This is a genomic window from Thermoleptolyngbya sp. PKUAC-SCTB121, assembly GCF_016919485.1.
Taxonomy (GTDB): Bacteria; Cyanobacteriota; Cyanobacteriia; order Elainellales; family Elainellaceae; genus Thermoleptolyngbya; species Thermoleptolyngbya sichuanensis.
In genome coordinates this window covers 4,218,157-4,242,298 of sequence record NZ_CP070366.1, presented here as the reverse complement: position 1 = coordinate 4,242,298, position 24,142 = coordinate 4,218,157, and the positions used below count along the sequence as shown (strand labels likewise).

The 24,142-nt window shown below is 58.4% G+C and carries 21 protein-coding genes; 12 read left to right on the top strand and 9 right to left on the bottom strand.

Going from position 1 to position 24,142, the window contains the following annotated elements:
- Positions 1-99: 99 nt before the first annotated feature.
- The gene (gene ptsG / locus JTM80_RS17375; protein WP_205369949.1) at positions 100-2,022 is read left to right on the top strand and encodes a glucose-specific PTS transporter subunit IIBC; all 1,923 of its coding nucleotides are present in this window, start codon (positions 100-102) and stop codon (positions 2,020-2,022) included.
- A 334-nt stretch (positions 2,023-2,356) separates the two neighbouring features.
- Here the strand turns inward: ptsG and JTM80_RS17370 are convergent, their stop codons facing one another.
- From JTM80_RS17370 to JTM80_RS17360, 3 genes are all read right to left on the bottom strand, one after another.
- Complete coding sequence (locus tag JTM80_RS17370) at positions 2,357-3,205, bottom strand: MBL fold metallo-hydrolase (RefSeq protein ID WP_306466878.1); 849 nt, start codon at positions 3,203-3,205, stop codon at positions 2,357-2,359.
- A 776-nt stretch (positions 3,206-3,981) separates the two neighbouring features.
- Complete coding sequence (gene psaJ / locus JTM80_RS17365; protein WP_068509544.1) at positions 3,982-4,104, bottom strand: photosystem I reaction center subunit IX; 123 nt, start codon at positions 4,102-4,104, stop codon at positions 3,982-3,984.
- A 107-nt stretch (positions 4,105-4,211) separates the two neighbouring features.
- A complete protein-coding gene (locus tag JTM80_RS17360; RefSeq protein WP_068509541.1) occupies positions 4,212-4,697 on the bottom strand; it encodes a Photosystem I reaction center subunit III in 486 nt (161 codons plus the stop codon).
- Positions 4,698-5,012: 315 nt separating this feature from the next.
- Between JTM80_RS17360 and tsaD the strand changes: the two genes are divergently transcribed.
- Positions 5,013-6,080, top strand: coding sequence for a tRNA (adenosine(37)-N6)-threonylcarbamoyltransferase complex transferase subunit TsaD (gene tsaD / locus JTM80_RS17355; protein WP_172358150.1), 1,068 nt, complete (start codon positions 5,013-5,015; stop codon positions 6,078-6,080).
- An 11-nt stretch (positions 6,081-6,091) separates the two neighbouring features.
- On the opposite strand, the gene JTM80_RS17350 is transcribed toward tsaD, so the two are convergent.
- On the bottom strand, positions 6,092-6,778 hold the full coding sequence (locus JTM80_RS17350) for an HD family hydrolase (protein WP_205369948.1): 687 nt from the start codon (positions 6,776-6,778) through the stop codon (positions 6,092-6,094).
- 17 nt (positions 6,779-6,795) lie between these two features.
- A complete protein-coding gene (gene hemH / locus JTM80_RS17345) occupies positions 6,796-7,959 on the bottom strand; it encodes a ferrochelatase (protein ID WP_172358148.1) in 1,164 nt (387 codons plus the stop codon).
- Between the two features lie 388 nt (positions 7,960-8,347).
- Between hemH and JTM80_RS17340 the strand changes: the two genes are divergently transcribed.
- Complete coding sequence (locus tag JTM80_RS17340; protein ID WP_205371452.1) at positions 8,348-9,535, top strand: site-specific integrase; 1,188 nt, start codon at positions 8,348-8,350, stop codon at positions 9,533-9,535.
- A 114-nt stretch (positions 9,536-9,649) separates the two neighbouring features.
- Here JTM80_RS17340 and JTM80_RS17335 read toward each other — a convergent pair whose 3' ends face one another.
- The 4 genes from JTM80_RS17335 to JTM80_RS17320 all read right to left on the bottom strand — a co-directional run bounded on the left by JTM80_RS17335 (position 9,650) and on the right by JTM80_RS17320 (position 13,397).
- Entirely contained in the window at positions 9,650-11,008 is a 1,359-nt protein-coding gene (locus tag JTM80_RS17335) for a hypothetical protein (RefSeq protein ID WP_205369947.1), read from the bottom strand.
- 84 nt (positions 11,009-11,092) lie between these two features.
- Complete coding sequence (locus JTM80_RS17330) at positions 11,093-11,593, bottom strand: hypothetical protein (RefSeq protein WP_225906666.1); 501 nt, start codon at positions 11,591-11,593, stop codon at positions 11,093-11,095.
- Positions 11,565-12,002, bottom strand: coding sequence for a hypothetical protein (locus JTM80_RS17325; protein ID WP_205369946.1), 438 nt, complete (start codon positions 12,000-12,002; stop codon positions 11,565-11,567). Before JTM80_RS17325 ends, JTM80_RS17330 begins: the two co-directional genes overlap by 29 nt.
- A gap of 75 nt (positions 12,003-12,077) precedes the next feature.
- The gene (locus JTM80_RS17320; RefSeq protein WP_205369945.1) at positions 12,078-13,397 is read right to left on the bottom strand and encodes a hypothetical protein; all 1,320 of its coding nucleotides are present in this window, start codon (positions 13,395-13,397) and stop codon (positions 12,078-12,080) included.
- A gap of 687 nt (positions 13,398-14,084) precedes the next feature.
- Between JTM80_RS17320 and JTM80_RS17315 the strand changes: the two genes are divergently transcribed.
- From JTM80_RS17315 to JTM80_RS17275, 9 genes are all read left to right on the top strand, one after another.
- Positions 14,085-14,519 (top strand): Npun_F0494 family protein, encoded by a 435-nt coding sequence (locus JTM80_RS17315; RefSeq protein WP_205369944.1) that lies wholly within the window; start codon positions 14,085-14,087, stop codon positions 14,517-14,519.
- A 178-nt stretch (positions 14,520-14,697) separates the two neighbouring features.
- On the top strand, positions 14,698-16,194 hold the full coding sequence (gene cobQ / locus JTM80_RS17310) for a cobyric acid synthase CobQ (protein WP_172358143.1): 1,497 nt from the start codon (positions 14,698-14,700) through the stop codon (positions 16,192-16,194).
- A gap of 70 nt (positions 16,195-16,264) precedes the next feature.
- A complete protein-coding gene (locus JTM80_RS17305) occupies positions 16,265-16,504 on the top strand; it encodes a 2Fe-2S iron-sulfur cluster-binding protein (protein ID WP_172358142.1) in 240 nt (79 codons plus the stop codon).
- Between the two features lie 28 nt (positions 16,505-16,532).
- Positions 16,533-17,057 carry a 2-amino-4-hydroxy-6-hydroxymethyldihydropteridine diphosphokinase gene (folK, locus tag JTM80_RS17300; RefSeq protein WP_172358141.1) on the top strand — a complete coding sequence of 175 codons (525 nt, stop codon included), beginning with the start codon at positions 16,533-16,535 and terminating at the stop codon, positions 17,055-17,057.
- Positions 17,054-17,857 (top strand): 5-formyltetrahydrofolate cyclo-ligase, encoded by an 804-nt coding sequence (locus tag JTM80_RS17295; protein ID WP_205369943.1) that lies wholly within the window; start codon positions 17,054-17,056, stop codon positions 17,855-17,857. Before folK ends, JTM80_RS17295 begins: the two co-directional genes overlap by 4 nt.
- 186 nt (positions 17,858-18,043) lie before the next feature.
- Complete coding sequence (locus tag JTM80_RS17290; protein ID WP_205369941.1) at positions 18,044-19,372, top strand: methyltransferase domain-containing protein; 1,329 nt, start codon at positions 18,044-18,046, stop codon at positions 19,370-19,372.
- Positions 19,373-19,489: 117 nt separating this feature from the next.
- Entirely contained in the window at positions 19,490-20,824 is a 1,335-nt protein-coding gene (locus JTM80_RS17285; RefSeq protein ID WP_205369939.1) for a class I SAM-dependent methyltransferase, read from the top strand.
- A gap of 136 nt (positions 20,825-20,960) precedes the next feature.
- A complete protein-coding gene (locus tag JTM80_RS17280; protein ID WP_205369937.1) occupies positions 20,961-21,443 on the top strand; it encodes a type IV pilin-like G/H family protein in 483 nt (160 codons plus the stop codon).
- Positions 21,444-21,750: 307 nt separating this feature from the next.
- The gene (locus JTM80_RS17275; protein ID WP_205369935.1) at positions 21,751-24,006 is read left to right on the top strand and encodes an O-linked N-acetylglucosamine transferase, SPINDLY family protein; all 2,256 of its coding nucleotides are present in this window, start codon (positions 21,751-21,753) and stop codon (positions 24,004-24,006) included.
- Positions 24,007-24,142 lie beyond the last annotated feature (136 nt).

Here is a 24,142-nt window from a genome sequence, read left to right as displayed (position 1 = left end):
CCGCGTAGATTCTCGACTGGCAATCCAAAACTGGCAATCCAAAATCGCAAATCCAAAATCGAGAATCGATAGACCTCCCCTCTTCTCTTCAAAAAAACTATGTGGAAAAAATTCTTCGCGCTCGCGCAGCAGATGGGCAAGGCCCTGATGCTGCCTGTGTCGATTTTGCCGATTGCGGGGCTGCTGCTGGGTTTGGGCAGCGCCCGACTGATTGAGATTCAGAACCTGGCCAGCGGCACGATTACGAAAACGACCTTTGGGTTTATCCCGGAGTGGCTGGCGACGATCATGAAAGCGTCGGGGGACGCGATTTTTGGCGTGCTGCCGCTGATTTTTGCCATTGCAGTGGCGATCGCCTACACAGGCAACGACGGCGTTTCGGCGCTGGCGGCAACGGTGGGCTTTATGGTGTTCATTGCGGCGCTGGGTGCGTTTGGCTCGGCACGGGGCTTTGTCACCGAGGCGCAGATTCAAGACCTGATCCAGCAGGGGCAGGATACGCCAAACATCTGGATGAAGCCTGTGCTGGGCATTTTGACGCTGGATACAGGCGTGTTTGGCGGCTTGATCATGGGCTGTATTGCGGCGTATCTGTTCAACCGCTTCTTCCGAATTAAGCTGCCGCAATACCTTGGGTTCTTTGCGGGCAAGCGGTTTGTGCCGATTATTACTTCCCTGGTGGCGATCGCCGTTGCGGCCCTCATGAGCCTGATCTGGCCCCCCATCGGCGGCGCAATCAACAGCTTTGCCAACGCCGCCGCCAGTGGAAATAACATTCCACTTTCGGCTGGACTGTATGCGCTGGTTGAGCGATCGCTCTTACCCTTTGGTCTGCACCACGTCTGGAACGTGCCCTTCTTTTTCCAGATCGGCTCCTACACCGACCCGGTGACAAACCAACTAGTACGGGGCGACATCAACCGCTTCTTTGCAGGTGACCCCACAGCGGGCATCCTGGGCGGCGGCTACTGGTTTAAGATGTTTGGGCTGCCCGCGGCGGCTATGGCTATCTGGCAATCGGCAAAGCCCAAAAACCGCGCCGTTACCGGCAGTTTGATGGTGTCTGCGGCGCTGACCTCGTTTTTGACAGGCATCACCGAGCCGCTGGAGTTTTCCTTCCTGTTTGTAGCTCCGGCGCTCTATGCGATTCACGCAGTCATGGCGGGAATTTGCGACTTCCTGTTTGTGGCGCTGGGTGGGCGCATGGGCTTCACTTTCTCTCAGGGATTCATTGACTTTGCCCTGTTCAACCAGCTTGGCAACTGGAACGGCAATAAGGGCGACGTGTGGAAGCTAATTGTCGGCGGCGGCATTGTGGCAGCGGCGGTTTACTACTTTGTGTTCCGCGCGGCGATTCGCCTGTTTGACTTCAAAACGCCGGGTCGCGAAGTTGAAGAAGAATTGCCCGAAGGCATGACCGTAGCACCCGCAGCGGCAGGCGGCATGGCGCTGGGTCTGGTGCAGGCCTTTGGCGGGCGCAGCAACATCGAGGTGATGGACGCTTGCATCACCCGCCTGCGGATTACCGTCAAAGACAAGAGCAAGGTGAACAAGGCGCGACTGAAGGCGCTGGGTGCATCTGGTGTGCTGGAGGTGGGCAACAGCGTGCAGGCGATTTTCGGCCCGCGCTCAGAAAACCTCAAGACTGACATGATCGAGTATCTGAAAACCGCTGGCCCGGAAGCGGATCTGGGTTACACTCCGGCGGCGGGTAAAGCCGAAGTTGCTGAAGAGGCGGCTGTGGGCAGTGGCGCTCCGGCCCGCGACCCGATGGCCGCCGAGAAGGCTGAAAACCTGATCATTGCCCTTGGGGGTCGCCGCAATATCCGTAGCGTGGAACCTGCTGCCCTGACGCGCCTGCGGGTCGAGGTGGCAGACGACAGCGTAGTGGATGACTCTGCGCTTAGTGCGGCTGGTGCTAACGGCGTGATGCATCTGAACGACCACAAGCTACATGTGCTGGTGGGGCTAAATGCGGATCAGTATGCCGACGAAATGAAGCGGCAGTTGACTCATGTTTAGGGATTGGGGCCAATCGTGAAGATGCCCTGAAGACATAAGGATGGGCAGCGCATCGCGTTGTCCACCTTTATGCAAGGTGCAACTACTATGCAAGGTGTAACTATGCAAGGTGTAACTATGCAAGGTGCAACCTTGCTAATCTCTCTTCCCCTTTTCTGGTCTGCCGAAGGCTTTACCGAAGGCTTTAAGTGTTCTCCCAACGCGGGAGAGGGACTTCAAGCCTCTCTTACTCCCCTTCTCCCCACCTGGGAGAAGGGGTTGGGGGGTGAGGGCAGATTGAAAGTTGCGCGTCGCGGTCGATCGTTATGCCGACTTATGATGCCGGAGTTCTAATCTACGCCGAAAGATTGTTCCCGAATCGCGTCACGTCCAGCACCATGCCCTCGCGGGCTAGCTTCACATTGGGATAGCGAGACTGCACATCCTGCTCGATGCTGTCCAGAAAATCGTCCTCGTGGGCTGGGTCGTGGTGGAACATGATGACCTGTTTGACCCTAGCGGCGATCGCCAAATCGATGCCCGACTGCCAGCCGTGGCTCTGCTCCCCAGTGGCTGCTTCGGGGTCAACTAGAGCGTGGTCGCTGACGTAGGCTGCGTCGTAAATCAGCAGATCTGCATCTTGCGCCAGATACTTCAGGTTTTGCTCCACCGAATCGGGCGATCGCTCGGTATCTGTGGCATAGACCACCGAATAGCCGCCCCAGGTTACGCGATAGCCCAGCGCCCCATTGGGTCGATTGAGCGATACCGCTTCCACCGTCACATCCTCAATCGGAATCACCGACCCCGGCACGATATCTACAAACTTCAGCTCCGCCTGCATCACCTGCAACGGCACGGGAAAATTGGGGCGCAGCATTTGGTCTGAGAGGCGCTGTTTGATTGACGCGCCATTTGGACCGGCCGCCCCGTAGATATAGAAGCAATTTCCCGGCACAAAAGCGGGCGCAAAAAAGGGAAACCCCTGGATACGATCCCAGTGCGTGTGGGTAAAAAACAGGTGCGCCTCGACGGGCATTTCATCGCGTAGGTGCTTGCCCAGCAGGCGCAGCCCCGTCCCTCCGTCGAAAATAATCCGCTGCCCGGCGACTTGCATCTCTACGCAGGGCGTATTGCCTCCATAGCGCACCATCTCGACACCTGGCGTGGGCACACTGCCGCGAACGCCCCAAAATTTGACCATAAAGGTTTGGGGGTCTATCTGCATAAGTTGAGGGGTGTCCGCGACCGCATAAAAACCAACCGAAGAAACATTAGAACCGGACATGGGAGGTCAAACGTACGGGCCTTGCAGAGGATGTGTCGCACTAGAGCAGTTGGGTCATGAGTCGAGCCTCAGTGGGCGATCGCCCCAGACCGATTCACCCAAGTCAAGCCTCAGCGATAGATTTAGCATTCCCTGATTTAACCAGTTTGGCTCATGGGATGCACAGATTTACCCGTCCATCCAGTTGACTTTATGACATGACTGCATAAAGCTCCGGATAAATTCACAGCACTCCGGATACTGTTGCTCCGACATACCATTGCTCCGAACACTATTCCTAAGCAAGCTCTGGGTAAGACGCTCCAGTCTGCGAGATGTGTCAGAACAAGCGCCATGCACCTCAGTATAAATGCCCCCATCCAAATTGACTGCTTCCCATTACCCCACAAGGCGTTACAGCAGCGTAGCCAAGACAGCAGTGCAGCCAAGACAGTGGTGCAGCCATGCAAGCGGACTCTAGATACGACTCATCAAAGCAACGCAGCCGATTAGCAGGGATGTAATGCAGATTTTACCGCAACAGATAAAAACGAAGACCGCTTCCTCAGCAGAAAGCGGCCTCAACGTTGGGTTCCCTGCGGGTGATCTTGGGCGGTTTAGCCTTTGTGCGATCGCACGAGCCGCAGTAGCAAACGGGTCGAAAGCAAGGCCTGGAACGATCGAGCGCCACAGGCCTCTACTCAAGATCCGCACTAGGGGTGGAACAGCAGATCCGGGAAGAAGCGGTTGAACTCAATCAGGATGCCAGCCGTGATGAACATCCAGATCGTTGCCAGCACGGGGGCCGTCGAGAGGTACTTCAAGAAATACTGCATGAACAATGCTCCGAAACGTGAGAGACGTTAGCTTGAGAGACTGTTGAAAACTTGGTTGAAATCCTGTAAAAACGCGAAATGCGCGGGCCGCACCAAGGCGAAAGCGCCTAGCGAGGAGACACCGTGATTTCGTTGTCGGGGGCAGTTAGCTTACCCGTGGTAAACTCCTGCACCGCAGCCAGCGGCCACAGCAGCCCGGTCGTCATGAATTTCACCGCGCGGGGCACGTCGATGATGATTTCAGCCATTTCAGGCTCTTTGTCGCCACGCACCGAAATCACGTAGGCGCGACCGACCCAGCCAATCCACCCGGCAATATAGAGGAACAAAATGCTAGGAATGAGAAACTCGCCCGCATGGGAGAGGCTGCCGTCTACGATTAGATGGGGCAGGCCGTCTTCGCCGCACAGGACGGAGGAATAGGACTGGAATCGGGCTTTGGCTTGGGCAGTGACAGCCTTGGCAGCACGCGCCTGAAACGCTGGCGAATCGGCGCAGGGAGTCAGGTTATAGGCGGAGGCGGGGGCTGCAAACCCTCCCCACAAGGAAACCGCCAATACGAGGGCAAATAGCTGAGCAAACAACTTGCGCATGGAATTGCTTCCCTTGTTACAAAATGCAACGACTTATTACAAACAATTAAGATGCTTTTAGAACAGCATTCACGCTTTGGAGCGATCATACTCCGCAAGCGAAGCGTGACCACGTTAAGCTTTTAGAAAATTGACAAGCGCTCAAGGAAAATCGCTGGCAATTGCCAGAAGCCTTGATAGGATTAGCTCTTGACGACTTTTGATATTAGCTTGAAGCGGGTACAGGCGCTACAAAAGTTCAAAGAACTCTACATTTGAGGTTGGATTTGAGGTTGGGCGGGAAGTTGAGTATTCGAGTTAGGAACCAAGCTTGAGATGCCGACGGTTTTAGCGTTAGAGACAAGTTGTGATGAAACGGCTGTGGCGGTGGTGCGCGATCGCCACCTGTTAAGCAATGTGGTGTCGTCGCAAATCCAGGTTCACCAGCAGTATGGCGGCGTGGTGCCGGAGGTGGCCTCGCGGCAGCACTTAGAGGCAATGAACTGGGCGATCGCCCAGACGTTGACCGATAGTGGGCTGGGCTGGGCAGGGATTGACGGCGTAGCGGCGACCTGTGCGCCGGGGCTAGTGGGGGCGCTGCTGGTGGGGCTGACGGCTGCTAAAACGCTGGCCATGCTGCACCATAAGCCATTTCTCGGTGTGCATCATCTCGAAGGCCATATCTACGCTTCCTATCTCAGCGAACCAGAGCTAGAGCCGCCGTTTCTTTGTCTGCTGGTGTCGGGTGGGCACACGAGTCTAATTTACGTCAAAGGTTGCGGCCAGTATGAAACGCTGGGCGAAACCCGCGACGATGCCGCCGGAGAAGCCTTTGACAAGGTAGCGCGGCTGATGGGGCTGGGCTATCCGGGCGGCCCCGTGATCGACCGTCTGGCAAAAGACGGCAATCCGATGGCGTTTGTGCTGCCAGACGGCAAAATTTCTCTGCCAGAGGGCGGCTATCATCCCTACGATTCCAGCTTTAGCGGCCTAAAGACGGCGATGCTGCGGCTGACCCAAAGTTTGCAGGAATCGTCTGAACCGCTGCCCGTGGCTGACCTGGCCGCCAGCTTTCAAGACACGGTGGCGCGATCGCTCACCAAACGGGCGATCGCCTGCGCCAAAGATTATGGACTGGGGGCGATCGCTGTTGGCGGGGGTGTGGCGGCCAACAGCGGCCTGCGGTTCCGCCTCCAGGAGGCCGCCGAGCGCGAAAATCTGCGCGTCCTGTTTCCGCCGCTCAAGTTTTGCACCGACAACGCCGCCATGATCGCCTGCGCCGCTGCCGACCACCTGAAGCACGGGCACACCTCGCCGCTGACGCTGGGCGTACAGTCTCGCTTGCCGCTGTCGCAGGTGATGTCGCTCTATCAGTCGGGGGGCGATCTGTCGGGGGGCGATTAGTCAGGATGTGATTAGTCAGGATGTAATCTGTCGGGGTACGATCTGTCAGAGGGAGGAGTGGTGTCTGGGTCTGGCAGCAAGTAGCCTGCTGCAACCGCCTGGTGGATTAAAGCCTCCACAATCGGCCAGAGTGCGGGAGCGCCCTGCTTCACAGGCTGCATTCGCCCCAAGACGCGATCGCACGTTATGCCATGCAGCCGCCAAGTGCCGCCCTCGGTTTGCAGGTTGTGCAAAAACGGCTGGAAGCGATCGAGGGCGTGGGCGAACTGGGCATCCACGGTCTCCGCCGCCTCAAATTCTTCCCAGCAGGCGCGGAGGGGTTGCCCCAAGTCGGGCGGCAGAAGACCAAACAGGCGATCGGCGGCGGCTTGTTCCCGCTCAGCTTTGTCCTGATTGGCCTGGATGTCAAACGCAAAGGTATCGCCTGCGTCGATTTCTACCAGGTCGTGCAGCAGCAGCATTTGCACCACCCGCGATAGGTCGATGGAGGCGGGTGCGTATTCTGCCAGGGCGATCGCCATCAGCGCCAGATGCCAGGAGTGTTCGGCGCTATTTTCACGGCGCGAGGCATCAGTTAGCAAGGTCTGGCGCAGCACGCCCTTCAGCTTGTCGATTTCTAGAACAAACTGAATCTGCTGTGCGAGGCGAGTCGGCGCAAGGTCGAACTCAGAGAAGAGATTGCATCGCCAATTTTGCACGGCTGAGCGCCTTAAAGCTACAGCAGCCCCAGCGAGTGCAGCGGGCCGTGGCCGCTGATTAGCTCCACCAGCAGCGCCAAGAAACCCAGCATCGCCAGCCGTCCGTTCCAGACCTCCGCCGCCGTCGTCATGCCCCACTCCCAGCGCTCCGGTGGGTAGATCTTGGTGGTTTCGGCGGGGCGGGCAATCTGATCCAGGGTCAGATTGGGAGAATTCAGCGCGTCTACCACCATCTCGGCCAGGTCGTTGATGAAGACCGGATGGGTGTTGAGCGCCGGCACTCGCTGGAAATTGTGAATCCCTGCCTCTTCAGCAATCTCGCGGTATTCAATATCAATCTCTTGCAGCGTTTCGATATGTTCTGACACAAAGCTGATGGGCACGACCAGAAGATGCTGAACGCCCTGGGCAGCCAGTTCGGCGATCGCATCTTCGGTATAGGGCCGTAGCCACTCCACCGGGCCCACGCGGCTTTGGTAGGCCAGCGTATGGGAATTAGGACGATTCAGCGTCCGCAAGATTAGCTCCGTGCATTCCTCAATTTCGCGCTGGTAGGGGTCGCCCGCCTCTTCGACATAGCTCAGCGGCACGCCGTGGGCGCTAAAGAAGATGTGAACCGCGTCAGGATTCTCAAACTGATCCAACTGCTGAGCGATTAGATCCGCCATTGCCCTCAGGTAGCCAGGGCGCTTGTACCAGGAGGTGATTACCGTGTGGTCGATCCGTTGCAGCGCGGGATCTTCTGACCAAATTTTTTCTAGCAGGCGGAAGGAGGAACCGCTAGTGCTGATGGAAAACTGCGGGTAAAGCGGCAAGATCACCAGCCGATCGACCCCATCACGCTTGATGCGGGCGATCGCCTCTTCCGTAAAGGGATACCAGTAGCGCATCCCAATGTAGACCTGCGCCTCCTGTCCTTTTTGCTGAAGCTCAGCTTGCAGCGCTTGCCCTTGCTCCTCAGTAATCCGCCGCAGGGGAGAACCGCCGCCGATCTGGCGATAGTTTTCCTGAGACTTGCGGGTGCGGCTGTTGGCGATTAGCCACGCCAATGGCTTTTGCAGCCAAGGAAACGGTAGCCGAATAATTTCCGGGTCGGAAAACAGGTTATAGAGGAACGGGCGCACATCCTCTAGCTGATCCGGCCCTCCCAGGTTTAATAGCAAAACCCCAACACGACCCATAGTGACTACGGCTTCCCTTGGCTTTAATATTTGTTACTGATTTTAACAACGATTCAACCTGAGAGACTTTCTCAACTACGCCGAACCCCAAAAGCTTAAACTTTCGTAATGTTTATAACAAGTCTGTCTCAAGTCTGTCTATTGAGGCTGTCGCTGAAGCTGTAACTAGCGTCCCCTGCAAATCCCAGTTTGGATCTGCACGGTATATAAGAAACTTAGCGGCTTATGCTCCAATCGTCCAACCGATTTTGGATTGGCGATTTTGGATTGGCGATTTTAGCTTGGCGATTTTAGCTTGGTGATTTCGGAACCGCCATATCAGCACTGCACCCGGCTGCCAAAACCCAAAATCCAAAACCCCAAAAATCCTCCCCTCTCTGACTTTCCCATGCCCAGCCTCGACGATCGCATCCTGCAAACCAACCAGCGCCTCAGGGCAGCACGACTGGGGCTACAAATCGAGCGGCGGGGAGAAAAGCTGAGCCTGCGGGGGACGCTGCCGCCGCGCCCGGGCAGCCATCGGCTGAATCCGCACCAGCAGCGCATCAGCCTGAACCTGCCTGCCACCCATGATGGACTGAAGCAAGCGGAAGCCGAAGCCAAAATTATCGCTGCCCAGCTTTTGCAAAACTGCTTCGATTGGCACAATTATTTGCCTGTGAAGGGCGGCGGACGGCTGAGCCAGATGGACTTGTCAGAAAAGCTGGCGGCGTTTCAGCAGGAGTTTTGGACGCGGCAAGAGGGTGCAGCAAATCCCGCTTCGGTGCGGACGACGTGGGAGAAGGCCTACGCGCCGTATTTGAAAAAGCTAGAGGCGATCGCCCAAGCTCGCCCCAACCTCAGCCTTGCCGAAGCCATCTACGCCACGGTGCAAGCCACCCAGCCCAACACCCGCAGCCGCCAAATCTGCTGCACCGCCCTTGGCGCACTGGCAGACTTCCTGCATGTCGAGCTACCCATCGACCTAAAAACTTATTGGGGCAACTACGGCAACAGCAAAACCCAACTGCGCCAGTTGCCGACCGAAGCCGATATCCTCGCCGCCTACGAGCAAATCCCCAACCCGGCTTGGCGCTTCGTGTTTGGCATCATGGCGACCTATGGCTTGCGAAACCACGAGGTGTTTTTTTGCGACTATGATGCGCTGCGGCAGGGCGACCCCAGCGGTGTGATCGAGGTGCAAGATACCACGAAAACTGGAGCGCACCAGGTCTGGCCATTTCCAGTAGAGTGGGTGGATCGGTTCAGCCTGCGCGAGGTAATGCTGCCGCCAATCACCACCGATCTTCGCCAGACGACGCTCCAGCGCATTGGGCAGCAGGTCGCTACCCAGTTTCGCCGCTATGACCTGCCCTTTTCGCCCTACGACCTGCGCCACGCCTGGGCTGTGCGAACTATTCATGTGGGGCTACCCGATACCGTCGCCGCTCGCATGATGGGCCACTCCGTCGCCGTTCACACGCGCACCTATCACCGCTGGATTACCCGGCGCGACCAGCAGATGGCGGTGGAGGCGGCCCTGCGACGAAGCGAAGCTTGGGGCGATGAAAAGGCGGGTCAGCCCCGCTTGGGCTAGGGTTCAGCCCAGGTCTGCCCCTTCTGAAACTTGCGAAATTTGCTAAGAGGTGAATTCCGGCAAGTCCCCAATCGATCGGGCGATCGCCCCACAAGTTAGCCCTTCTAAGACTAGCTAAAAGGCGAATTCTGGCAGGTTAATGCTGAACAGCGAGTCGAGAACGCCCGATTTCTCAGTCGATGTTTCAGGCGATTTCTCAGTCGGTGGGGCCTGACCGAGGGAGGGACTGGTAGGGCTGGGCAAATCGCCACCTACGGCTAGGTTGGCGGCTAGGTTGGCGGCTAGGTTGGTGGCTGGGGCGGTGGGCGGCGGCGTAGGCGAATTGAGGGCAACGGGCTGGCTCGTTTGGGTGCGGTAGTGTTCGTAGGCACGGGCGATCGCCCTCATGCGGCGATCCTGGTCGCGGGAAATGCTGTCGGCGGTGTTGCCCAGTCCGGGCGCATTCCACTGCTGCGTATCGGGGTCGATGAAGGCGCGGGTGCGGGCCCACAGAATTGCCGATTCGCCCTGCATTCCCTGCCGCCGCGCTTCGGCTAGCCAGTCGATATAGCCGCCCCGATCGAGCGCGGCCATGGGGGCCTGGTTTGCCAGGTCGATGCCGTTTAGCAATTCCTCCAGAGTGAGAGAAATGCCGTGGCTGGCTGCCTTGCGCTGGAGCAGGTCGGCCTGTTTTTGCAGCCGTCGAAGCTGGCGTTCGTCGGCCTCCTCTGGGGAACTTGCGCCGTGCTGATAGGAAAAGCTGCCCAGATTCCACACGCCGTTGCCGGGGTCGGTGTGGCCGTAGTAGGCTTTGGTGCGCTGGCCGTCGGCGGCGCGAGTCCCTTCGGCGCTGCCCACAACCCTCGCCACCAGCGAGTCTGCGCCGCCGTGAAACAGGGCTTCCAGTTCGCCGTTGGCAGGCTTTGGAACTGGCGGAGCAAGGCCGAGTAGCCGCGCTGCACCGTTTATCGCTTGACCTACTGCCTGATTGACTGGGAAAGGCTGCGGTTCTTCGGCTTTTGCCTGGGCCAGATGACCAGCGGGCACATCGAATCGTAGTTCAACGGATTTTGACCCCGATGGCGCAATGGATAGGGTCAGAGATTCTTCAGGAGAGGCGGGCTGACTCGTCGCCACCAGGGCCGGAGCCGCAGACGGACGGGGGGGCGCAGGTCGGGGAAAGGACTGGGGAAAGGTTTGGGGAAAGGGCTGGGCAATTGCCTCGAAGCCACCCCTCGGCGGCGGGGGCGGCAACTCCGGATTGGCCCGCGAAGCCTCTTGCATGGGCGGCTCGGTCGCATTCGCGGGCACTTGCAGGGGCACATCCAGCGGTGGCTCCAGCATGGCCGTTGGAGTTGCGCTCGCAGACGGCTCTACCGACGACGGCTGCACCACCGCCATCTCAAAATTCAGCGCCAGGTCATCGGCATGGGCGGCGGTCGAGTCACCCAGGGCGATCGCCACCGCGCCCAGCAGCAAGAGGGTACGGTTCATAAGGGGAAAAGGAAAATCAGATTTGTTTGGAGTGTTGGAATCCCAGGGGTTTTGCCTCTGTCCGCGCTCTCCCGCTATTTACCGCTACTTACTGATCATCCGCTCCAGCATTTCCTTGGAGGGTTCTACCAGGGCCCAGGTGCCGTCGGGCTGGCGGCGGAGGGCGGCGAAGTGGAGATAGTCGGCGGAGCCAAGGGAGTCGCCACTGCGGACTCGCCCAGTTTTGCCAGACTTGAGGCCGCAGAGGCGAAATAGGTAGGCAGGCACGTCGGGCGTGGAGTAGATATAGCAGCCCGGTATGTCATTGGACTGCACCTCGCCGTCGAAGGGAATATAGACGCGATCGCCCTTCATCTCGATAGAGATGTCGCCTAGCCCGCCCGCGATGCGGTGTTTGCCCACGGTACTGCCAAGCTGCAATTCCCAGCTTTGCTGAATTGGCACGGTTCGCACCGGGCGAGGGGCTTGGGAGCAGGCAGACCCCAGCAGGGCGATCGCCATCAGGCTCGTCCAGGCGTTGCGCCAGCACCTCTGTAAGGGGGGCTTAATAGGAGGCTTATTGGAAGCTAAAGCGATACCCAGCATACTCGTTGCCCTCGTAGAGAATGACGAGGCGAGTCTGCGGGTCAAAAGCGAGCGGATAGACCTGGCGCTCGGCGGCCACGCCCGCCCTCACCTGAATGTTTTGCAATTGGCAATAGGGAGCGCCTGCAATTTGCGTAATGCGATCGCGGCTGTCGCGTTCGGGCACCGTGAGCAACTGGGCAAGCTGTTCACGGGAGAGGGTAACCTGCTGATTGACCGTGCCCTGGCAGGCTTCGTGATGGCTGCCGGAGGCAACCGGCGACACCATGCCGCGCAAATCTACCAGCAGCCCCGCCATCGCAATCACCATGCCGCCGACCAGCACCGGGTTGAGCGTGGGTCGATCCAGACTGTGACGCTCTAGAGGGTGACGCTCCAGATTATGACGCTCTAGATCACGGCGCTTCATCGTTGCCGCCCTCCCCAACCATCACCAGGCCGCTGAAGACAATCAGGAGCCATATCGCTCCAAGTAAAACTGAGGTCATAGCACGCGCCCTCCGATCAACAGCCCCAGGAAAATGAGGAAAATCCGATAGCCCCAGGTGACGCTGGTGTGTGGGGCGACGGTTGTGCGATAGATTGCCAGGGCCGCCGGAGCGACAATCAGCAGCGCAACGGGGAGCCAGAAGCCCGCATTCACCGCCAGCAGCCAGTCTGCGCCGATACGGGCGATCGCCGCGCCAATCAGCAGCACCGCAGAGGTCTGCATCGAGGGTGCTTCCGTCATGGGGGGCCGCCCTGCTGTGGCAGGGGTGCTTTGCCGCTGCATCGAGCGGGCCGTCCGCTGGCGATCGCTGGGCAATAGCACCTGGCTGACCAGCGCCATCAAGCCCCGCAGCGTCCGCTGAGCCGCCGTAAGTGCGATTGCGATCGCCGACGAGGAGGGCGCTGGCGCAAGCCCCGTGGAGCGATGTCGCCGTCCCCCACCAACCGACCCGCTGCTGTGCCCATCACCTCGATGCCGCAGACTTTGGGCCATCCATTCGGCATCGCGCTCTGCCTGGAATAGGTCAACCGGACGCTTGGTGACCACAAATGCGCCCCTGTCATCTCGCTGCACGAGGGGAACCTCAGGGTCTAGGTATTCGCAGAGGGCAGGCAGGTCACTCGCCTCGCCTGCAAAGATGTACTGCTGGGTGTCCAGGGCTTTCCAGTCGCGTTCTAGCTTTTGGGCGATCGCCTTTAGCTCCAGCATAGCGGCTTCTTGGGCAGCAGAAAGCTGGTTGATTTCGTCTGCCTTCACTTCTAGCAAGCGCATCACTTCCGCCGCCGGGAACTCAGGACGGGTCGGCGCTTCAGGGTGAGACCTGCGCCCTGATGCAGCGGCAATCGGGGTTTTGGGCGATGCAGCGGCCACAGGTGCAGCACCCGCCGCAAACGACGCAGACGGCACACCAGACGGAGCCGACGGCACAAAGGTTGAGGTCAGCGCTGCTGACATGGCCCGCAGCGACTCGGCAGCCTGCTGCAATTCGGCGGCTTGCTGGGCTTCGGCGGCGGCTATGCGGACGGCCGCAGTCACGTCGGCATCCGTAGGGCGATTTTGCGCCGCAACACCAGCACGACTGCGCTCTAGAGGGCGTTCTGGAGGGGCGATTCCCGTAGGGATCGCTTCGCGATTCGCGCTCATCCGTCCTGGAGCTGCGCTCTTGGCAGGAAACATTTCTACCATGCGGGAGGCAGGGGACGACGAGACAGCGACTTGTCCAGCCCGAATGGCCTGGAGCCGCTCCTGAATTGCGCGAATCTCGACCTGGCTAGCGGGCATGGATGTGGGTTGGGCGGCGGGGGATTCCTTCATGCGTTCAACTCCTGAAGCGTGCTGACAGTCTGAGAACCTGGGATAGCGCAGAGCAGCGAGCGGGTCGATTTGCTCAGGTCTTGCTCCGTTGATTCGGAGCGCTTGCTCAGATGCGCTAAATCATGCGCTAAATCAAATGCACTAAAATTAAAGATGATCCGAGTTAGTACGTAAGTACTTCCTTCTGCATATCCCTCATGGTAGCTCAAAATAGTATTTATGTACTAAATCCGTCAACCCTTTTGTTTATGTCTCTTGATACTGGGCTTGAACGCCTGTAGTCAGTTCAAGATTGGCAGGACTGGTGAATCGAGTGAATCGGTTTCTTTTGGGCTACAGTGGCGAAACCCTCCAAACTTGCCAGTCCTGTTTTTCTGTTGCTTTCAGGGCAAATTGGGGCATTCTGGAAGTCAGACCGTCGTGCGATCGCCCCGTCCTTTCTATCGGCCCTAGAATAAACGAAGCGTTGTTTGCAAAAGCCACGTTCGAGCCTGGTTCTGGTAGGATGCTCTGGGTTTTGCTAGCCCATCATCCTGCCTGAGTCGTAGACTCGTAGATTTCACGCCCGTTACTGCCCGCCCGTCATCTCACGCAGAGTGCCGCATTCCGACCTTTGTCAGTCTGCCTCGTGTTCTCTTGCTCTGTGTTTCGCCCCTGCCTTTTTTGCGTCTAGCCTTTTTTGCGCCTATGACTGCGATTCAGCCCCCCGACCGCGCTGCGACCCCCGATCAATCTGCTCCAAGGTATCCGCTGTCTACGCTTAAGCGGGCCCGCCGGGCAGTCGCCTGTTCCCCCTTTTTGCTGCCGCTGTTCGCCACGATGCGCCAGGAGGGAGTGTCGCTGAGGGCGATCGCCGGATCATCGGGTGTGCAGCAGCGCTATACTCGCCGCCCGCTGGCGGAACTGGCTGCTGAAGATGCGCTGCTCTGGCTCATCGATGTGGGTGTCCTGCGGCGCGAGGTCGATGGACAGGGACTCACCGATAGCTTTCGGCTTACGCCGTTGGGCCGCATTCTGGTAGACCAGTGGGTCGAGCGCAACTGGATTCCCGCACCAACCCTAGGCGATCGCCTTGCCAATTTGCTATCTCGCTGGTTTCGTCCACCTGCCTGGCTTCAGTAGCTCATTTCTACTCTGAAATTTCCGCCAGTCTTTCAGGTTTTCTTGCTTCATAGGCTGTAAATCAAAACAGCGAGTCAAAACATCTCGAAAGAAACTATCTATTCCTGCGCCCGTACCTGCTTCGCACCTTGCTCATGCACATCGCCCCTGCTCGCCTACGTTCTTTCGGAGGTCTTGGATGAAAGCCATCATGGTGGTGGGAACTGCGTCTCATGTCGGAAAGTCTATGCTGACGGCGGCCCTGTGCCGCATCCTGAGTCGCCGGGGCTGGCGAGTTTCCCCCTTCAAAGGGCAAAACATGGCGCTCAATGCCTACGTTACCGCCACGGGTGGAGAAATTGGTCATGCTCAAGCAGTGCAAGCCTGGGCAGCGGGTGTTGCGCCCCGCGTGGAGATGAACCCTATCTTGCTCAAGCCCCAGGGCGATATGACTTCGCAGGTGGTGCTGAAGGGACGGCCTGTCGGGCGCGTCAGTGCGGCTGACTATTACGCCGAATATTTCGAGCTAGGCTGGCAGGCGATCGAAGAATCTCTGGCGCGGCTGAGCGAAGAATTCGACCTGGTCGTGTGTGAGGGGGCAGGCAGCCCGGTCGAGGTGAACCTGAAAGAGCGTGACCTGACCAATATGCGCGTTGCCACCCACCTCAACGCGCCGACCCTGCTGATTGCCGATATTGAGCGGGGCGGCGTGTTTGCCCAGATTGTCGGCACGCTGGAATTGATGGAGCCAGAGGAGCGTGCTCTGGTGAAAGGCATCATCATTAACAAGTTTCGTGGACAAAAGGCGCTGCTCGACCCCGGACTCACCTGGCTAGAGGAGCGGACGGGCATTCCGGTTCTGGGGGTGATTCCCTGGATGGAGCATTCCTTTCCGGCAGAAGACTCGCTCTCGCTGTTTGATCGGGGGCAACAGAGCGGCGGCAACGAAGTGACGGTCGCTGTGATTCGCCTGCCGCGCATTTCAAACTTTACCGATTTTGACCCGCTAGAGGCGGAACCTACCGTTTCAGTGAAATATATCGGGCTAAAGGATTCCCTGGGCTATCCCGATGCCGTCATCCTGCCAGGTTCCAAAACGACCATTCCCGACCTGATTGCCCTCCAGCGCACTGGGTTGGCTGAGGCGATTCAGAAATACGCTGCTGCGGGCGGAACGGTGTTGGGCATTTGCGGCGGCTATCAAATGATGGGCACGATGCTAGCCGATCCGGAGGGCGTGGAAGGTCAAGAAGGCCGTTACAAGGGGCTGGGTCTGCTGCCGATTAAGACGGTAATTACAGGGCAAAAGGTGGCGCGGCAGCGACAGGTCACGTCTAATTTTCCGCAGGTGGGGCTGCCGGTGCTGGGCTATGAAATTCACCAGGGACGCACCCATCTGGCCGATGCCGACCAAGAGCCGGAGGGGCCCGTGTTCAAGCCGCTGTTTGATGATCGCAATTTGGGCGTGGTGGACTCTACCCAGTCGCTCTGGGGCACTTATCTGCACGGTATTTTCGACAATGGCGCGTGGCGGCGGGCCTGGCTGAACCGACTGCGGCAGCAGCGCGGACTCAAGTCGCTGCCAACGGGTGTCTCCAACTATCGAGAGCAGCGGGAGTCTATGTTAGACTCTCTGGCTGATGCCTTTGAGTCTTACCTGGATTTATCGGCGCTGTCGTCTTATTTGGATGGCTGATCTTTGGTTTGGATAGCTGATCTTTGGATAGCTGATCTGCGTCGCCCATGAGTTTAGACATGATTTAGAAATGAGTGTAGAAGTTCACTTTTTGCCCGACAATGTGACGGTGCAGGCAGACCCCGGCGAGCCGCTGCTGGAGGTGGCGGAACGGGCGGGTGTGATGATTCCTACAGGCTGTTTGATGGGGTCTTGTCATGCTTGCGAAGTGGAGGTGAATGGCGACGAGTCGGTGTGCGCTTGCATTAGTGCAGTTCCCGCTGGGGCGACCCAGCTCACCATCAACCTCTACGTGGATCCCACCTGGTAATTCTCCTGATTACTTTCCATAATTTTCCATGATTGATGAATTTGAGCTGCCGAATGCGGTGCGGGCGGCGATCGCCCTTGGCAGCAACCTGGGTGATTCGATCGCGATTGTCGAGTCGGCCATTGAGGCGATCGCCCGCGTTCCCGGTGTGCAGCTCATCGAGCGATCGCACCTATACAAAACTGCCCCCGTTGGCCCGCCCCAGCCAGACTATATCAACGCCTGCGTGCTGGTCTATACGCTGCTGCCGCCAGACACGCTGCTGAGCGCGCTGCTCGAAATTGAGCGTCAGTTTGGGCGAGTGCGGCGAGAGCGCTGGGGCCCCCGGCTGCTAGATCTTGATCTGCTGCTCTACGGCAACCGCATGGTCAACACGCCCACCCTGCAACTGCCCCATCCCCGGATGCGCGATCGCGCCTTCGTGCTGTGGCCCCTGGCGGAAATCGCGCCCGACTGGGTGGAACCCGTCACCCTCAAAACCATGAAGGCCCTGCGCGACCAGATTGATGGCTCCGGCATCCAAATCATCATCACCTTAGGGCTGAACGGATGACAGGCCCGCCCGCCGATCCAAATGCCCACCCGCCTGCGGTGGAATGGGGCGATCGCCATCCCGCCAAAGCCCACCTGCGGATGCAAGTCTGGCAGACCCTCAAGGACAGCGGCGCAGCCCTCCGCAACCCGGTGTGCCATATTCCCCACTTCGTTGGAGCTGATGCCGCCGCTGCCCAACTGGCCGCGCTTCCCGGCTGGCAGCAGGCCCGGGTCGTCAAGTGCAACCCCGACCGTCCCCAAGCCCCCGTGCGGTTGCGGGCGCTGCAAGACGGCAAGCGCCTCTATATGGCCGTGCCGCGCCTCACCCGCCGCCAGTGTTTCGTCGAACTCGACCCGGCCGACTTGCAGCAGCGGGGCATTCCCCTCAAGCAGGTTGCCGCCATGCGTCAGGCGCTCATCCACGGTCGCCTCGTCCGCTTTGAAGAGATGCAGCCCATCGATCTGGTCGTCGTGGGCAGCGTCGCCGCCACAGCCGCGGGCGGGCGCACGGGCAAGGGCGCGGGCTTCGCCGACCTGGAACTGGCGATGCTGCAACAGTTCAACCTGCTAAAGCCCGATACGCAAATCGTCACCACGATCCACGCGCTGCAACTGGTGGACGCAGCCCAACTGCCCGTAGAGCCGCACGACTGGCCGCTGGACTGGGTGATCACGCCAGAAGGGGCGATCGCCACTCGCCACACATTCCCCAAGCCCGCCGGAATTGACTGGGCCGCCGTCCAGCCCGATCAATACCGCCAGATTCCGATTTTGCGGGCGCTGCGAGAAGAGCGGTTGGCCGATCAGGAGTCGGAGTGATGGACGTTGGGTGATTTTGGGATAAAAGGGCGATCGCCCGCGTAGGTCACGCTGCCCAGGTAACTCTGTCTCGTAGATGGGCATACTCATACAGAAGACACAATCGCAAATTCCACAATCCTTCCTATTTCCCTCTTCGTTCTTCCTTCTTCGTTTTTCCCTCTTCCCTCTTCCCTCTTCCCACCCATGCTCTCCCCCGAAGCCCTGGACAAAATCCGCCAGCAATTTGACCATGCGCCCTATCCCCGTGTGCCGCTGGAGCAGTCGCCCAAGGACGATCCAAACTCTCTGTTCAAACACAGCCTGGTGACGGCCTACTACCGTCGCTATGGTCGCGTCATCGACCCACAAGATCGATTGATTTTGGACGCGGGCTGCGGCAGTGGTTACAAGTGCCTGATGCTGGCGGAGGCCAATCCGGGCGCAAAGATTGTCGGCATGGACTTGTCGGAAAAATCCGTAGAGATGACTCAGCAACGGCTGGCGCATCACGGGTTTGATCAGGTAGAGTGCTACGCCGGCCTGATCGAAGACTTGCCCAACCTGGGGATACAGTTCGACTACATCAACTGCGATGAGGTGCTGTATCTGCTGCCCGACCCGCTGACAGGCTTGCAGGCAATGCGATCGGCGCTAAAACCTGACGGCATCTTGCGGGTAAACCTGCACAGCGCCTATCAGCGCCGCCGCTACTATCAGGCGCAAGCCCTGTTTCGGATGCTGGGGCTGATGGACGACAATCCAACGGATTTGGAGGTGGGCCTGGTGCATGAAACCATGAACGCCCTCCAGGATCACGTCGTGCTGAAAACCACCACCTGGCACCCAATTTATGATCAGCAGCCAGAGGGTGTGCTGGTGGATCACCTGCTGGTGGGCGACAAGGGTTACACGATTCCCGATTTGTTTGGGCTGCTGCGCGAGGCGGGGTTGGAGCTGGTCAGCATGGTGAACTGGCTGCACTGGGATTTGCGCGACCTGTTCCAAAATCCTCATGCGCTGCCAGAGCCGTGGGATCAACTGGTGCCCAATTGCTCGATTGAAGACCAGCTTTATTTCTACGAACTGCTGAATCCGGTGCATCGCCTGCTGGATGCCTGGTGCGGCGTTGCCACCGAAGCGGAACCGCCCGACTCTCGCCCAGACCGGACAGTTCAAAACTGGGCGCTGAGCGACTGGCAGCGGGCGACCCTGCACCTGCATCCCCAACTCCGCACCGAGCGAGTGCGTCAGGCACTATTGGCGGCGTGTCAGGCTTCTCAGCCGTTTGAAATAAGTCGCCACCTCAGCCAGGTTTCGCCAACGCCCGTGGTGCTGAGCAGCAGTCAGGCACTCTCGCTGCTGCCGCTGTGGGACGGGCCGCACTCCATCGCGGCGATCGCCCATCAGTATCAGCGCTTCCACCCCGTCCAACTGCCCAGCCTGGAACCGATGACCCCGGATGCTGCCTTGGGGCAAGCGGTTGAACTGATCAAGCGGCTGGAGCGGTGTTTGTTTGTCCTAGTTGAGCTTTAGCGCAATGGCGTGATGCCACGACATCAACGAACAACATTAACGAACAACATCATTAACGAACAACATCAACGCCCCCTTTACTCATCTGAATCATCTGAGCGATTATCCCGTTCCCCCATGACCCCAATGTCCTCTTCTACCCTCGACCAGCTCCGCGCCCAGTTCGACAACGCGCCCTATCCCCGGATTCCGCTCGACCAGTCACCCCTGGCGGACTATGACATGCAGTTTGTGCATAGCATGGTCACGCCCTACTATCTGCGCTATCGGCGAGCAGTGGATACCGTAGGCAAGGTGATCCTGGACGCGGGCTGTGGGACGGGCTATAAGGCGCATCTGCTGGCGATCGCCAATCCCGGTGCCACGATCATCGGCGTTGACCTGTCGGAAGCGTCGGTCAAGCTGGCGCGGCAGCGGCTCGACTATCACCAAATTCCCAACACCGAGTTCTATACGCTGCTGATCGAAGACTTGCCCAGCCTGGGGATGCACTTTGACTACATCAACTGCGATGAGACGCTGTATCTCGTGCCCGATCCGCTGGCAGCATTACAGGCCATGACCAGCGTTCTCAAGCCCGACGGCATCCTGCGGGTCAATCTGCACAGTGCCCTCCAGCGCCATGCGTTTTATCGAGCGCAGGAACTCTTTCGGGCGATCGGGCTGATGAAGCCGGAAACCTCCCAGAGCGAAGCCGTGCAGGTGGTGATCAACACGATGAAAGCCCTAAAGCCAGACGTAGTGCTAAAGCAGCACGCCTGGAAGCCTGAATATGAACGGCCCGAAAGCGACGGCAGCATTTTGGCGAATCATCTGCTGGTGGGCGACAAAGGCTTCACGATTCCCGACGTGTTTGACCTGCTGGGCGCGGCTAATCTGGAATTTCTCAGCATGGTGAACTGGCGACACTGGCAAGTGCCCGACCTGTTTAAGGACGGCGACGACCTGCCCGCGCTATGGGGCATGAGCCTGATGACCGCCGATCCGCCAGCGCAATTACGTATGTATGAACTGCTACATCCGGTCAATCGCCTGATGGATTTTTGGTGTGTGCGGGCGGATGCGGACCCACCGGGGATTCCTGTCGATGCCTGGGATGATGAAGCATGGCAGGAGGCAAGGGTGCATCTGCATCCGGTGTTGCGGGCTGCGCCGATCCGAGAAGCGGCGATCGCCCAGATTGAAACCAGCCAACCCTTCGAGCTAACCCGCTACATCGACCTGCCTGCAATGGGCCCCGTCTTGCTGACGGCCCTAGAAACCGCCTGCCTGCTGCCCCTCTGGGAGGGCGCTCAGACCGTGGCAGCCCTAGCCCAGCGCTGGCAACAGATCCAGCCCACAGACTGGGCAACGCTGGAGCCACTCAGTGAGAACACGGCATTTGCCAGGGTACAAAATTTGTTGAACCGACTCGATGCGTTTTTATACGTACTCACTGAGTTAGATTCCTGACACTGCAAGGCTTTCAGCCCTTCGGAAAATCCCAGAAAATTTTTGAGACCCCTGATATGAAACTGACGCAAGCTGGGCAAATTAACGCTAGGAGTTAGAAACCCAGTATCCCGCAACCTCAAGGAGACTCTACCCTATGAAGACTGAACTGAAGGCAAAATTTTTGCAGCACCTGATCGACAAGAAAAACGGCGAAGAAGGCTTCACCCTGATCGAACTGCTGGTGGTGATCATCATCATCGGTATCCTATCTGCCATCGCGCTGCCCTCCTTCCTGAACCAAGCCAACAAGGCTCGCCAGTCTGAGGCTCAAACCTACGTCGGCTCTATCAACCGGGGTCAGCAAGCCTACTTCCTGGAGAAGAACACCTTTGGTGCGCTGAGCAACCTGGAACTGGGCATCAGCAACACCAAGAACTACACCTACGCCTCTAGCGCCGCAGGTTCGGGCGCGGCTGCTGTGGCAACCACCACCGCTACCCCGACCGCAACGCTGAAGGGCTACGCTGGCAAGGTGTGGGTTGCGACCGCAAACGATGGTAGCGCCACCACCCTAGCGCTGCTGTGCGAAGGCGGCATTGGTAGCGTCCCCACGATCGCAGGTACCGTCTGCCCGTAGGATTTGGATGTAAGCCGGACTGCGATGGAGAGGAGTCAGCCGTAGCGCTGTTTTTCTCTCAACTCGCAACTGGTGCTACGTTCTCTTTTCTTTTACAGAAGGCTGTTGGGAGAATCTCCTGACAGCCTTTTGTTTTAGAGTGCGTCAGGGTGGGTCAGAGTGCGTCAGAGTGCGCCAGCGTTTCGATTTTTGCGGGAGGATTGGGTAACCTAATCGAACAGAGAGTCAGCATTGCGATCGCTCTCTAAATCCCTGCAAGTTTGCATCTGCCCCAGCTTTTTCCCTTGCAAGATACCCCCCGATTCCTATGACAGAGCTGACTTTGAGTTCCGAGCCTGTGTCTGATAGCGCCGCCCCTGTCGATTCCAGGCTGCAAGAGGCGATCGCCCTGGTTCGGGCTGAGCGCTATGATGCAGCCGCCGTTGCGCTGGAGCAACTGATCGAGGAAAACGCTGCAATTCCCTCGGCAGTCTGGCATTTGGGCTTGGTGCGGCTGTTGCAAAAACAGGAAGAAGAAGCGCAACTGCTTTGGACAATGATGATGTCTGAGGCAGCGCCAGACCAGCTTGAGCCTTGGACGACAGAGCTATCAAACCTCCTGCACACCGAGGCCCTGCGCCAGCAGCGCAAAGGACAGGCGCAAGCGGCCTGGCTGATTCGCCGCCATCTGCGGGAAGTCAATCCAGCAGACTGGCAAAATGCGCTGCACCTGGTGGAACTTGAGCTAGAGCTAAAGCAGTTCCAGGCAAACAGTCTGGAGGAGTTGGGCTTAATTGAGTGGCTCCGGACGGAGCAGCCCGCCGCCGCAGAGATGGAGCATTTGTCTACCCTCGTCAAGCAACTGCTGGAAACCATCCCCTACGAAACTGCTGTGATTGCCTTGGTGCAGGCATTTATTCCACGAGTGGAGCAGCCAGCTGACTGGATCGACCCGCTGCTGGCGGCAGCCTACAACATTTCTTCCAAGATCATCAACTACAGTCGCGCCATTCCCTATGCGGAATTATGCCATCAAATTGACCCCTATCATTCCGCCACGCTGCTGCGGCTGAGCGCCTATTACCAGGACAGTGAGCAATACGACAAGGGAATCGACTTTGCGGAGCGGTTTTTGGCGGGCACTCAAACAACACTACAGCGCTGGATGGGGACTGCTATGCTGCTGCGGGGGCTGATGATTCGCGGCGGACAGTGGGAACGGGTGACGGCGACGCTGCAAGACATCACGGCGCTTTCAGAAACCTTTCTCGCTGAGTACGAGTTTAAAGACGATCAGCTCTTGGACGCTTCGATCTTAACTGCGTCGATGTACTTTTACCCGTATGTTAGCGATTCGCCCAGAGAGACGCGATCGCTGCAAAATCGAGTGGCCAAGCTCTATCAAGACGATCTCACGGCATCTGTTAAGCAGAAAAGCGATCTTTACATCCCGTATCCGCAAGCGCCGCTGGTGCGGAGCGTCGAGCGCAAAAAGCTGCGAGTAGGATACATCTCGCGCTGTATGCGGGCGCACTCGGTCGGCTGGCTGAGCCGCTGGCTGCTGCATCATCATGACCACGACCGCTTTGACATACACGTTTTGTTTAATCAGCAAATCGAACCAGGGGCCTTTGGGCGCGAATGGTTTGCCAGCAAAGCCGACAGCGCTTACGCCATCGAAGGCGACATTCTGGGCATTGCCAAGACTATTCGTGAAGATGAAATCGACATCCTGGTTGATTTAGATAGCATTACGTCTGATTTGAACATGGGCGTGCTGGCGCTGAAGCCTGCGCCCGTGCAGGTGACGTGGCTGGGGATGGATGCGTCGGGTCTACCGGCGGTGGATTACTTCATTGCCGATTCCTACGTCGTGCCTGACGATGCCGACGAATACTATGCCGAGACCATCTGGCGTTTGCCGCAGACGTATTTGGCGGTGGACGGCTTTGAGGTGGGTGTGCCGACGCTGCGGCGCGACGATTTGGGCATTCCCAGCCATGCCGTTATTTACCTGAGCGCTCAGATTGCCTACAAGCGCCATCCCGAAACGGTGCGGCGGCAGATGCAAATTTTGCGCGAGGTTCCCAATAGCTACTTTTTAATTAAGGGGGCAGGGGATTCGGAGTCGGTGCGATCGCTGTTTTTACAGATTGCGGAAGAAGAGGGTGTGGCGGGCGATCGCCTCCGTTTCCTCAGCCGCGACAAGACAGAGCTAGACCACCGGGCCAATCTGGCGATCGCCGATGTGGTACTTGACACGTTCCCCTACAACGGCGCAACGACCACGATGGAAACGCTGTGGATGGGCATTCCAATGGTGACGCAGGTGGGCAAACAGTTTGCCAGCCGCAACAGCTACGGCATGATGATGAACGCAGGCATTACCGAAGGCATCGCCCATACGCCGGAAGAGTATGTGGAATGGGGCGTGCGACTGGGCAAGGATGCGAAATTGCGCGAAGAGATTCAGGCCAAATTGCGGCGATCGCGCCAGACCTCGCCGCTGTGGAATGCCCGCCAGTTTACCCGCGACATGGAACGCGCCTACGAGCAGATGTGGGAACGGTATTTGGAAGGCTGAGGGAGGGGAGGGGGTTGGTGGAAAAGGGAAGAAGGAAGAGGGAAGAAGGAAGAGCGAAGAGCGAAAGCGAAGAACGAAGAAGGAAGAGCGAAGAGCGAAGAAGGAAGAACGAAGAAGGAAGAGCGAAGAGCGAAGA